12 protein-coding genes and 1 tRNA gene are annotated in these 12,364 nt (G+C 40.0%); 7 read left to right on the top strand and 6 right to left on the bottom strand.

Annotation, left to right across the window (positions count from 1 at the left end; all coding sequences use genetic code 11):
- Positions 1-229: 229 nt before the first annotated feature.
- Positions 230-324: transfer RNA gene (locus L5B83_RS11260), tRNA-Sec, on the bottom strand.
- 244 nt (positions 325-568) lie between these two features.
- On the opposite strand from L5B83_RS11260, the gene selA reads away from it, so the two are divergent.
- Together selA and selB are read left to right on the top strand one after the other, a co-directional pair.
- Positions 569-1,957 (top strand): L-seryl-tRNA(Sec) selenium transferase, encoded by a 1,389-nt coding sequence (selA, locus tag L5B83_RS11255; RefSeq protein ID WP_265778587.1) that lies wholly within the window; start codon positions 569-571, stop codon positions 1,955-1,957.
- Positions 1,954-3,813 carry a selenocysteine-specific translation elongation factor gene (gene selB, locus L5B83_RS11250; protein ID WP_265778586.1) on the top strand — a complete coding sequence of 620 codons (1,860 nt, stop codon included), beginning with the start codon at positions 1,954-1,956 and terminating at the stop codon, positions 3,811-3,813. The genes selA and selB overlap by 4 nt, the downstream gene beginning before the upstream one ends.
- 205 nt (positions 3,814-4,018) lie before the next feature.
- Here selB and cysE read toward each other — a convergent pair whose 3' ends face one another.
- The gene (gene cysE / locus L5B83_RS11245; protein ID WP_250363705.1) at positions 4,019-4,816 is read right to left on the bottom strand and encodes a serine O-acetyltransferase; all 798 of its coding nucleotides are present in this window, start codon (positions 4,814-4,816) and stop codon (positions 4,019-4,021) included.
- Position 4,817: 1 nt separating this feature from the next.
- Positions 4,818-5,831, bottom strand: coding sequence for an NAD(P)H-dependent glycerol-3-phosphate dehydrogenase (gene gpsA / locus L5B83_RS11240; RefSeq protein ID WP_265778585.1), 1,014 nt, complete (start codon positions 5,829-5,831; stop codon positions 4,818-4,820).
- A 191-nt stretch (positions 5,832-6,022) separates the two neighbouring features.
- Between gpsA and L5B83_RS11235 the strand changes: the two genes are divergently transcribed.
- Both L5B83_RS11235 and L5B83_RS11230 read left to right on the top strand, forming a co-directional pair.
- Complete coding sequence (locus tag L5B83_RS11235; protein ID WP_265778584.1) at positions 6,023-6,319, top strand: type II toxin-antitoxin system RelE/ParE family toxin; 297 nt, start codon at positions 6,023-6,025, stop codon at positions 6,317-6,319.
- Positions 6,320-6,323: 4 nt separating this feature from the next.
- Complete coding sequence (locus L5B83_RS11230; RefSeq protein WP_265778583.1) at positions 6,324-6,626, top strand: addiction module antidote protein; 303 nt, start codon at positions 6,324-6,326, stop codon at positions 6,624-6,626.
- Positions 6,627-6,668: 42 nt separating this feature from the next.
- Here L5B83_RS11230 and secB read toward each other — a convergent pair whose 3' ends face one another.
- Entirely contained in the window at positions 6,669-7,181 is a 513-nt protein-coding gene (secB, locus tag L5B83_RS11225; RefSeq protein WP_265778582.1) for a protein-export chaperone SecB, read from the bottom strand.
- Between the two features lie 29 nt (positions 7,182-7,210).
- Positions 7,211-7,657 (bottom strand): rhodanese-like domain-containing protein, encoded by a 447-nt coding sequence (locus tag L5B83_RS11220; RefSeq protein ID WP_265778581.1) that lies wholly within the window; start codon positions 7,655-7,657, stop codon positions 7,211-7,213.
- 280 nt (positions 7,658-7,937) lie between these two features.
- Between L5B83_RS11220 and L5B83_RS11215 the strand changes: the two genes are divergently transcribed.
- From L5B83_RS11215 to L5B83_RS11205, 3 genes are all read left to right on the top strand, one after another.
- Positions 7,938-9,251 (top strand): anaerobic C4-dicarboxylate transporter, encoded by a 1,314-nt coding sequence (locus L5B83_RS11215; protein ID WP_250351436.1) that lies wholly within the window; start codon positions 7,938-7,940, stop codon positions 9,249-9,251.
- A gap of 144 nt (positions 9,252-9,395) precedes the next feature.
- The gene (locus L5B83_RS11210; RefSeq protein WP_250351435.1) at positions 9,396-10,064 is read left to right on the top strand and encodes an NAD(P)H-dependent oxidoreductase; all 669 of its coding nucleotides are present in this window, start codon (positions 9,396-9,398) and stop codon (positions 10,062-10,064) included.
- A gap of 92 nt (positions 10,065-10,156) precedes the next feature.
- Positions 10,157-10,618, top strand: a complete 462-nt coding sequence (locus L5B83_RS11205; RefSeq protein ID WP_265762927.1) for a DMT family transporter — start codon at positions 10,157-10,159, stop codon at positions 10,616-10,618.
- A gap of 257 nt (positions 10,619-10,875) precedes the next feature.
- Here L5B83_RS11205 and pssA read toward each other — a convergent pair whose 3' ends face one another.
- On the bottom strand, positions 10,876-12,237 hold the full coding sequence (gene pssA / locus L5B83_RS11200; RefSeq protein WP_265778580.1) for a CDP-diacylglycerol--serine O-phosphatidyltransferase: 1,362 nt from the start codon (positions 12,235-12,237) through the stop codon (positions 10,876-10,878).
- Positions 12,238-12,364 lie beyond the last annotated feature (127 nt).

Genomic DNA, 12,364 nt, shown 5'->3' with positions numbered 1-12,364 from the left:
AATAAATGATTTTTAGGATAATTGTACCAAGATTTTTATTGCCTAAATCATTGCTTTTGGGAGTAACGTAGCGAATTTTTAAAATCTTGGTACAATTCTTGGTACAATTATATTGCGTTATAGAGATTTACGGGGACGCAATCAGACGCATACAATATCGCCAACGGCTAGATTTTACAAGGATTTTTGAAGCAGTTAGATTTATGTAGAGACGTGTAGAACGGTGGATTGGCGGAAGATAATGGGAGTCGAACCCACCCAAGATTGCTGGCAACCTTAACAGGATTTGAAGTCCTGCCGTTTCACCGGAAACGCCTATCTTCCAACAGTTTGCTCACTTTAAAGGAAATTTGTTGATTATTCAAGCCTATGTGAAAGTAAAATTATCGGTTCGCATTTTATTGTTATTTTAATGTGAAATAACATAAGATCATTTTAGTAAAGTGCTACCGAAAAACACACCAATGCCATATCCTTTCAACATCTCTCGGCAAGACTTCCAGTTAAAAGCTGAATTTTTGATTAAAAAACAGTATGATTACAAGTAAAAGTTTACTAGGACGATAAAATGAGCAGCCTTTTTCAACAACTTCCTTCAATAGATAAATTGTTAAAACAGCGTGAAATTGCCCCACTGATTACAATGTTCGGTCATCGTGCGGTGGTTAAGGTATGTCGAAAATTCCTTGAAGATGCCCGTTCTCAGATAAAAAAAACACAAACACTTCCCGATATTTTTCTCAATCAGGAAAACTTGCTTACCGAAATTCAGCGAACCCTCACCATACAACAACAAGTGAAAATTCAACCTGTGCATAATTTAACGGGAACTGTTTTACATACGAATTTAGGTCGGGCTTTGTGGGCTGAGGCTGCACAGCAAGCCGCATTATTAACGATGCAAGAAAATGTCGCATTAGAATATGACTTGCTCGCCGGAGAACGTAGCCACCGCGATAAGTATATTAGTGAGCTATTATGTGAGCTTACCGGAGCAGAAGCCGCTTGCGTGGTGAACAACAATGCAGCAGCCGTGTTACTAATGTTAGCTACCTTTGCAGCAGGTAGTAAAGAAGTGGTTATTTCTCGTGGTGAGCTAATTGAAATTGGCGGTTCGTTCCGTATCCCTGATATTATGCAACAAGCAGGCTGCAAGCTAATTGAAGTTGGTACAACAAATCGCACCCATTTAACTGATTATCGCCGTGCGATCAACGAAAATACCGCCTTTTTAATGAAAGTTCATAGTAGCAATTACCAAATTTGTGGCTTTACACATTCTGTCAGCGAAGCCGAATTAGCACAACTTGGTCAGGAAATGAATGTACCTGTGGTAACCGATTTAGGCAGTGGGACATTGGTGGATCTTTCACAATATGGCTTGCCGAATGAACCTACCGTACAAGAAAAATGGCAGCAAGGTGTGGATTTAATCTCATTCTCTGGGGATAAATTGCTAGGTGGTCCACAGGCAGGCATTATTGTTGGAAAAAAAGAATTTATCGATCAACTACAAGCGCATCCACTCAAGCGCGCATTACGCTGTGATAAAATCATTTTAGCGGGATTAGAGGCGACGTTGCGTTTATATCTTCAACCTGAAAAATTGACAGAGAAACTGACGAGTTTGCAGTTACTCACGCAGCCTGTCTCCGTATTACGCCAACAGGCAGAAATACTGAAAGTGCGGTTGGAAAATCAGTTAGATTTTGCCTATACCGTCCGTGTGGAACAAAGCCAAGCACAAATTGGCAGTGGCGCCCAACCCCTCGCCACGCTTCCTTCCATTGCGGTAACCATAGAAGAAAAAACATCGCAAAAATTGACCGCACTTCTTGAACGCTTCAAACGACTCCCCCAGCCTATCATTGGGCGAATTGAACAAAATAAATTATGGCTCGATCTACGTAGCCTTGCCAATTTTGAACGTTTATTAAATACCGTGGAGCAACTATGATTATTGTTACCTCAGGCCACGTCGATCACGGCAAAACCGCTTTGTTACGCGCTTTAACGGGTACTGATGCGGATCGCTTGCCAGAAGAAAAGAAACGCGGAATGACGATTGATTTAGGTTATGCCTATTTACCTTTACCACAGAAAACACTGGGTTTTATTGATGTGCCGGGACACGAAAAATTTCTCTCAAATATGCTTGCTGGGCTAGGCGGAGTAGATTATGCAATGCTTATCGTTGCCGCAGATGAAGGTATCCAGCCACAAACCGCAGAACATCTCGCCATTTTACGCTTATTGCATTTTAAGCAAATTATTGTTGTGATCACAAAAGCGGATAAAGTCAGCGAAACACATATTGCAAACACCAAGCAACAGCTGATGCAAACATATCCATTTTTGGAAGAAAGCGCTTTTTTCATTACTTCCGCTTATACAGGGCAAGGTATTGACGAATTACAAGCACATTTAGCGAATTTGCCTTCTCTTTCTAATAACCAGCTGCCTTTCCGTTATGCGATTGATCGCATTTTTACGATTAAAGGGGCAGGAACTGTGGTAACAGGCACGGCATTCAGTGGGCGTATTGCTACGAATGAAGAACTGTACTTATCCACAGGAAAAAAAGTGCGTATTAAAAATATCCATAGCCAAGATCAACAATCAATGGTTGGAGAGGCCGGGCAACGTTTAGCCTTAAATATTCAAACCGATGTAGAACGAACTGAAATTCAGCGTGGAGACTGGCTTTTCTCTCATCCACCAACAGTTGCCACTGATCGCATTACCGTAGAAATCGAAGCGGCACAGTGGATACAAGAAAGCCAAGCGGTGCATAGTTATCACGCCGCCTCGCATACAACGGGTAAGCTCACATTGCTCGAAAATAAACAACTTTATCCACAGCAAAAAGCCCTAGCAGAACTCACTTTACAAGATCCATTATACTTAACCTATAACGATAAATTAATTTTACGTACAGGCGATGCCAAATCCTTGTTAGCTGGCGCAAGGGTGATTGAAATTTACTCGCCAAAACGTTACAAGCGCACTGAAGTGCGGTTGAATTTTTTACATCATTTACTCACAACGCAAAACGTAGCTGAACGTTTAAGTTGCTATTTGCAACATCGACCAATGCCACTTACAGAATTAGCGTGGTTAGCACAACGTAAAGAAGAGGATTTACCCGATTTACTTGCAGAACGTCATATCCAAACCCGGCAAGGTTGGGCATTTACGCGTAGTTATCAACAACAGCAAAGTGAAAAATTAATCGCCACATTGACAGATTACCACCAGCAATCTCCCGATCAACTTGGCTTAAGCAAAGCACGTTTATATCGCATTGCGGCTATTCATCAGCCAGAAGCCTTAATTTATTATTTTATTGCTGACTTATTAGCCCAAGAGAAGCTTCAGCAAACGCGCGGTTGGTTGCATTTACCAGAACATAAAATTCGTTTTAATACAGAAGAACAGCAGTTATGGCAACAAGTCCTCACGCATTTTGAACAACAGCACGGACAAGCATTATGGGTGCGAGATTTAGCGAATTTGCTGGATTTAGATGAAAGCACGATGCGTAATTTTCTTTATAAAGCAGGGAAATTAGGCTATTTAACGCCTATTGTACGAGATCGTTTTATGCTTACGGAAACTCTTTATGCGTATGCCCATTGGGTAAAAAATGCTATCTTGGAGAAGGGAGACATTTCAGTAAATCAACTCCGCGATGAATTGCAATGGGGCAGAAAAATGACGGTGCAACTTATGGAATATTTCGATCGCTGTGGTTTTTTACGCCGTAAGGGAAATGTGCATTTATTACGAGATGGCGATCTCTTTGATTACTAACCATAAAACACAAGTGCGGTGAAAAATGGAGAAATTTATCACCGCACTTTTCTTAAATGCAAACACATTTTTATTGCCATTTATTTTTTCATCAATCCTTTTGCAAGCGGGATAAGACAACCTCCTCACAACGTCCATTTATTTCAAACTAAAGCAACGATAAAGCAGATCAAGTATCAACCTATGTTGAACCTGTGTTATTCCACTAAATATTTAAATTGATTTTCTCATCAATAAAACATTGATCCATTTCAAATGCCGGTTTTGCTGCTTTATCTTTACCAATGGTTTTTGAAGGGACACCCGCAACAGTGGTATATTCAGGGACGGGTTGTAACACCACAGAATTGGCACCAATTTTGGCATAACGCCCAATTTCAATATTACCAAGAATTTTTGCCCCAGCTCCAATCATCACCCCCTCCCTTACTTTTGGATGACGATCACCGGATTCTTTGCCCGTTCCGCCTAGGGTAACGCCTTGTAGAATAGACACATCGTTTTCGATGACAGAGGTTTCGCCTACCACAATGCCAGTGGCGTGATCGAACATAATGCCACAGCCTATTTGTGCAGCGGGGTGAATATCCACATCAAACGCAACAGAAATTTCATTTTGTAAATAAATCGCCAACGCTTTACGATTTTGTTGCCATAAATAATGGGTAATACGGTAACTTTGTAAGGCGTGAAAACCTTTTAAATATAATAACGGCGTTGTCCATAATTCCACTGCAGGATCCCGCTGACGCACCGCACGAATATCACAAGCCGCACTGCCGATAATATCAGGTTCTGCTTGGTAGGCGTCTTCAATAATTTCACGCAAGGTGATCGCGGGCATAATGGGATTTGCTAATTTATTAGCTAAAATATAACTTAATGCGTTACCAAGATTCTGGTGTTTTAGAATAGTGGAATGAAAAAAACTCGCGAGCATTGGCTCACATTCCGCTAATTCTTTTGCTTCTTGACGAAGTAAACGCCAAACTTCAACAGGCATTTTATTCTCCTTTTCGTTCTCGCCCAAGCAGACTGAATGCAACATCTTTGGCATTTTTAGCACAAAATAGGACTTGGTAAATTTGTTCGGTAATTGGCATTTCTACGCCTTGTCGCTGAGCAAGTAAATAGGTTTCTTTGGTGTTATAAAATCCTTCCACCACCTGACCAATTTCAGCTAATGCCTGCTCGGTGTTTTTCCCCTGACCAAGCATTAACCCAAAGCGACGATTACGCGATTGGTTATCGGTACAAGTTAGTACTAAATCACCTAAGCCTGACATTCCCATAAAGGTATTGGGGTTCGCCCCGAGTGATTCACCTAATCGGCTAATCTCCGCTAAACCACGTGTGATCAAGGCAGTACGCGCATTTGCGCCAAACCCCATTCCGTCTGACATTCCAGCCCCAATGGCGATCACATTTTTAATGGCTCCGCCAAGCTGAACACCGATCATATCTTGATTAAGATAAACACGAAAATGTTTACTGCAATGAATACGCGCTTGAAATTCTTGGGCAAACGCCAGATCGTGAGAAGCTAAGGTGATTGCCGTTGGTAGCCCTTGTGCAAGCTCTTTGGCAAATGTTGGGCCAGATAAAACAGCTAATGGATATTGCGTGCCAAGTTTTTCTTCTACCACCTGTTGCAATAAGCGCCCTGTATCTCGTTCTAAACCTTTCGTCGCCCAAACAATTCGATGCTCAGGTTGTAAGTGCGGTCGGATTTTTTCTAAAACTTCGCCAAAAACATGGCTAGGTACAACGATCAATAAATCTCGTGATTTTTGCACCGCACTCGCTAAATTCGTTTCAATTTGTAATGCTTCAGGAAACGGAATATCTGGTAAAAAAGACTGATTACAACGTGTATCCGCCAACGCTTTCATATGTTCGGCATTATGTCCCCAAAGATAAGTAGGTGAGCCGTTACGAGAGAAGCTGATTGCCAATGCCGTCCCGTAAGATCCTGCACCAATGACAGTAATGGGTGAATTGGAAATATTGTTGTGCATTAATCATCTCCATAATGAAAATAAAAGTGAATCACACTCACTATTAATGCCTTGAGTTTAACCTACTTGAATTAGACTGAAAATAGAATTTTTACAGAAGTGAGTTAGTGGTGGGGCGTTATATAAAGCAGTGGATAGATTACCTTGCCAAATTGTATCCTATCAAATACAATTTATAAAAGGAGATGGGTATGGAAAAAATAAATGAAATAAGAACAACAGCCGAATTTGACCACTGGCTAATGAATTTAAAAAATCGCATAGCAAAAATGGCAATTATCAAGCGCATAGAACGAGCTGAGCAAGGAAATTTCGGTGATCATAAACCATTAGGTGGTGGGCTTTATGAAATGCGAATAGCAACAGGAGCAGGTTATCGTGTTTATTACATTCAAGATGGCAATACGTTATATTTTTTGTTGTGTGGTGGCGATAAATCAACACAACAGGCAGATATTAACAAAGCAAGAATGATGATCGAGGATTAACATAATGAAATTAAAAGCAAATATTAAAACAAGTCATTTTGACGCAGCAAAATACCTTACTACGGAAGAAGATATACAGGCTTATTTAGCTGAAACCCTAAAAAGTGGAGGGCAAGAAGAATTTTTAACCGCACTTTCAACAGTTGCAAGAGCAAGAGGAATGACAGAGCTAGCTAAACAAACAGGTTTAGGGCGTGAAAGTCTGTATAAAACCCTATCCAAAGGCAGTAAACCGAGATTTGAAACCATACAAAAAATTCTCTTGGCGTTTAATTTGGAACTCGTGCCAACAATTAAAGGGCGGTGATTTTTTCCATAAAAAAGTGGGTCTTTCACCCACTTATTTTGATTAATTAACCGTTTCTGGTTTCTCGTCCTGTGCTTGCTCCGCTTGCTGACGCTCTAAATATTCCATAAAGAGTGCATCAAAGTTTACGGGAGAAAGATTTAATGGCGGGAAAGTGCCACGGTTTACAAGGCTTGCAATTAATTCACGCGCATAAGGGAACAACATATTTGGACATTGTGAAGTTAAACAATGGGTCATTTGTATTCCTTCTAGACCACTGATAGTAAATACACCTGATTGTTTAACTTCGCAAATAAATGCTAAATCACCACTTTCTTCTAACGTTGTTTCGACTGAAATGGTTAAGGTAACTTCATAAAGATTTTCACCCACTTCAGTAGCTTCACTATTAATATCTAAACCAAGTTGAGGACGCCATTCCTGTTGAAAAATATGGGGTAGATTTGGTGCTTCAAAAGATACATCTTTTACATAAATACGCTGAATTTGTAAAACGGCTTCAGTTTGTTGTTCTTGCGTTTCATTTGCGACTGTTTGATTTTGCTCGCTCATTTTTCTTCCTCAATAAATGTTAAACAATATTATTTGTCTTTTTTGACAAGTGGTAAATTAGCTGAACTCCAACCGATAATCCCTTCTTTTAGGCTATAAACATTTTTAAAGCCTTGCTTCGCTAATAACTCAGCACTAGCTGGTGCATTCATACCATTAGCACATACTAAGATAACAGGTTTTTCTTTATATTGTTCAAGTTTACCAATATTTTGATTTTTAATTTCACTAGGTAAGATATTAATACTATGAATAATATGACCACGCTGAAATTCATCCATCGTACGTAAATCAATTACCGTAGCATCTTGATTATTAATTAAAGCAACAACTTCACTGTTTTCAATGACCTTACTTTTTGCTGTAAATGCCTTAAAGTAGGTATAAATCACCAAAGCTAATACAGCAAACCAAGCGATAATTAACAACATATGATTTTTAGCAAATAAACTTGCCATAGGTAAAAATTCTTGCATTTTATTCTCTATTTGTAATGAAGTTTCAAGTTAAAAGAAAAGCATAAGTATAACCATACTTTACCTATCTTTCAAAGAAAGTCTTATGAAATTCCGTTGTTATTAAATAACTCTTTAGTTTAAATCAATGAATAAATAAAAATAGTAAGTGCTTATATAGCGATTCACCGCGTTTATTGCTATATTATTGCGCGATTTTAAAGAGATTTTTCTCTTTTCATCATTGTATGTTCTTTTTGCAAAGAAATTATCTAATCAATATATTAAAAGAGGTTCGATTATGTTTTTTCTCCAATTTGCCATCGTATTGGTGTGCATTTTGATTGGTGCGCGCATTGGCGGTATCGGCTTGGGAGTAATGGGCGGTATGGGGCTTGCTATCCTCTCTTTTGGCTTCGGCTTAGCGCCTGCGGGTTTACCGATTAATGTAATGCTAATGATTATGGCGGTCGTTTCTGCCGCAGCGGCAATGCAAGCCGCGGGTGGTTTAGATTATATGATCAAAATCGCCACCAATATTTTGCGTAAACACCCGAAATACATCACCTTTATTGCGCCTGCAGTAACTTGGACATTCACCGTATTAGCAGGAACAGGTCACGTGGCTTATTCTGTATTACCGGTGATTGCAGAAGTAAGTCGCCACAATGGTGTACGTCCTGAACGTCCGCTTTCAATGGCGGTAATTGCTTCACAATTTGCCATTGTCGCTAGCCCGATTGCTGCCGCGGTGGTTGCGGTGGTTGCTTATCTTGAGCCACAAGGCATTCACTTAGGTGATGTGTTAATGGTAACCATACCTTCAACCATTTTAGGCTTAGCGCTTGCTTGTATCTTCGTCAATAAAATGGGTAAAGAATTAAAAGATGACCCAGAATATCAACGTTTATTACAAGATCCTGAGTATGTAAAAGAAAACCATACAGATGTTAATCCTGACAACATTCAATTAAAACCAACTGCGAAATTATCTGTCGGTTTATTCTTATTTGGTGCGTTATTAGTGGTATTAATGGGGGCATTCCCTGGCTTACGTCCAGTTTTTGATGGCAAACCAATGGGAATGGCACACGCCATTGAAATCGTGATGCTGACTGTGGGAGCATTAATCATTTTAACTTGTAAACCAAATGGCAACGCCATTACACAAGGTTCCGTGTTCCACGCGGGAATGCGTGCTGTTATCGCTATTTTTGGTATTGCGTGGTTAGGTGATACCCTGATGCAAGCGCATATGGTGGAAGTCAAAGAAAGTGTGAAAGTGTTGGTTGAAACCGCACCTTGGACCTTTGCTATTGCACTATTTGTGCTTTCTGTTTTAGTAAATAGCCAAGGCGCAACAGTTGCCACTTTATTCCCAGTTGGGATCGCATTAGGCATTCCAGCACCGGTGTTAATTGGGGTATTTGTTGCGGTAAATGGTTACTTCTTCATTCCAAACTACGGTCCAATCATTGCCTCAATTGACTTTGATACCACAGGAACAACACGTATTGGTAAATATATTTTCAACCATAGCTTTATGTTACCAGGGCTATTAAGTATGGCATTCAGCCTTGCGTTTGGCTTGTTGTTCGCCAATATTTTGCTGTAATTTTTACCGCACTTTATGCTATCAACTGGGGGCATTGCTCCCAGTTTTTTTATGCCCTCATCCTGATACAAAAAGTTAGCTATGGCATTCCTTGCCAAACTTTCGCATAATATGGCCAGCTTTTTTAATAAGAGGAATATAATAATGACGATTTCCAAACAACAAATTCTTGATGCTTACCATTTTCGCCACGCGTGCAAACAATACGATCCCACAAAGAAAATCAGTGAGGAAGATTTTCGCTTTATCCTTGAAACCGCACGTCTTTCGCCAAGTTCCTTTGGATTTGAGCCGTGGAAATTTTTAGTGATTGAAAATCAGCATATTAAAGAACTCATCCGCGATACCGCGTGGGGAGCGAAAGATAAAATTATGGATTGTAGCCATTTTGTCGTTATCCTCGTTCGTCAACCCCAAACTCTCCTAGCAGATGGCGAATATGTCCCACATATTATGCGTGATGTGCATCATATCCCTGAAGATGCCCTTAAATTGCGTCAAGGTTTTTATCGCAACTTTACAGAAAACGATTTTGCGCTCACCGACAATCCCGTTGCATTTTATCATTGGGCTTGCCGTCAAAGTTATATCGCCCTAGGCAATATGCTCACTAGCGCGGCAATGATTGGCATTGATAGCACCCCGATTGAGGGCTTTCCGCTAGAAAAAATGAATGATCTTTTTGTTGCAGAAGGGTTATACCGTGCAGATGAATACAAGCTCAGCGTGATGGCGGCATTTGGCTATCGCGTAAATGCACCGCGAGAAAAAACACGCCAAGCATTTGATGAAATTGTCGAATGGGTAAAATAAAAACCCCGTAAAATCCTACCGCACTTTATCCTATCAATAAAAATAAAGTGCGGTGCAAATTTTCTTCTTTTTAATCATTCTTTGGAATAGGTATGCTCATTTCATTTATTCTAATTGCACTTTGTGCAGGCGTTGCCCTTGCCACGCAAGCCGCGATTAATAGCCAACTGGCAGGCTCATTAATGGGACAACCCGTGGTCGCTGCATTGATTTCTTTTGCAATGGGAACCCTATTGCTGTTTTTTATTTGTTGGTGGAAAGCTGATTTATTCACCGCCTTGCAACAAGTGCCAAAACAACCAATATGGAAACTCATTGGTGGCCCGCTCGGTGCGTTAGTGGTCTTCACAACCATTTTTCTCGCCCCTAAAATGGGCGTAACAAATATGCTGTTTTTCATCATTATCGGGCAACTTATTGCCGCAGCGGTGATTGATCATTTTGGCTTGATTGGTATGACAAGTCGTCCAATCCAAATCTGGCAAATAATTGGCTTTGTGTTTATGGGCGCTGGATTAGTGCTATTTTTCTTTGGCAAAAAATTGTTTGGCTAGCTTTCAACGCGTCGATCGATAAGTGCTATCCTCATCTCAGGTAAAAATACTGTAAAAAATTACCGCACTTCTTCATTGCCTTCCTATTTTCTCGTAATGGCGGGCTGGTGTGTCCGCCTAAAAAATATTGCCACACAAGCAATGTAAAGGCGGTCATTCGGAAATGAGTTAGGATTTCCCAAAAAATTCCCCTCTTGTATCAAGAGGGGAAAAGCAAAAGTGTGGTAAGAAAACATTCAAATGTAAAAAATTTTCTTCTACAAAATCATCTTCACTAATTTATCTGCTTTAATACGAGCAAATTTTTTCAGCAGTTTTTGCACTGGTTCTGGATATTGCGAAAGTGCCTCCAGTTCTGTGTAGTGTGTGAGCTGTATGGTATGTTGGCGAATACAATCTAACTCTTGTTGTATTTGGGATTGCAGTTGTTGTGCTGGATCTTGAATGAGCAAGCCATTTTCTGCGTCTAAACGCCAAGCACGCGGGTTAAGATTGTTGCCTGTTAAAAGCATATAATGATCATCTACCCACACACCCTTTAGGTGATAGCTGTTATCACCGTCTTTCCAAGTGCGAATAACCAGCTGACCTTGGTTGAGTTGTTGCTCAAATTTTTGGCTAAAACGACGTAAATTACTTTCATATAAATAAGGTAGTGCGCCAGCCATTTTAAATGGCTGTGAAGGGGGAATATAAAAATCATTGGCAGTTTTATCCCCCACAATAATTTCAATTCGCTTGCCTTTTTGTAATAAACGCCGAATTTTTTGTTGCAATGGGCGAGGGAAATTAAAGTAAGGCGTACAGATCACCAATTTTTCCTGCACAATCTGAAAAAGATCTTCAATCGTACGGTTAAGCAGGTTTGCCCCACCGCCTAAGCCAAAAAGTGGGGTGATTTTTAGGCCAGAATTTTCTTCGTTTGCAAACTTATATTGCCCATCGCTTGCCAAGCCTTTACGGAAAGCACGAATATGTTGGCGAATTTCTTTGGTTTTAGGGCGCTCAACATTATCCAACGGTAATACTGCTTGATTACTCAGCAAATGCTGTTTGAGAAAATCCACCATTGAGTCTGTTAAAGCCGAATGAGTGATTTTATGATAACGATCGTAGCGATATTTTTCATTTTGCTGTAAATAAACATTATTGATACTCGCCCCACTGTATAGCAACGTATCATCAAAAATAAAGCCTTTAATGTGTAAAACGCCAAAAACTTCTCGTGTATTTACGGGAACACCGAAAAATAAATGGGCGTGTTCACCATATTGATGAGTTGCCCGTTGATCACAATACCAATCCGCATTTGTGGCTGTCTTTTCTGCCCCGAGTAAATTACGTTGAGCGCGATGCCAATCCACAAAAATTTTCACATCAAGATTCGGATTACGGCTTTTCGCGGCAAAGATCTCATTCAAAATCGCTTGCCCTGCTTCATCATTTTGCCAATAAAGTGCGGTGATATAAATGCGTGTTTTTGCTTCACGAATAAGCTGAATAATCTGTTGCTTAAATTCCGCAGGGTGATGAAGAAAATCAATTTGTGTTTCCTCTAAAGCCAAATAAGGCAAGGTTTGTAGATTCTCTTTCGCCCGTTTCGTTTTATTTATCAACATAATTTTTACTCTAATTTTAGTAATCTTTTTTGTTCAGCTCGCTAGTTTACAATATTTACTTCTTCGCTTGGTAGAAAAAAGATATTTTTTCGCTATAATGCTCACACTTTCTGACAAAGTGCGCTGA

Origin of the sequence: Avibacterium sp. 21-599 (assembly GCF_026226765.1) — a bacterium.
In the GTDB taxonomy this organism is placed as follows: domain Bacteria; phylum Pseudomonadota; class Gammaproteobacteria; order Enterobacterales; family Pasteurellaceae; genus Avibacterium.
This window is presented reverse-complemented; position numbering and strand designations above follow the sequence as displayed.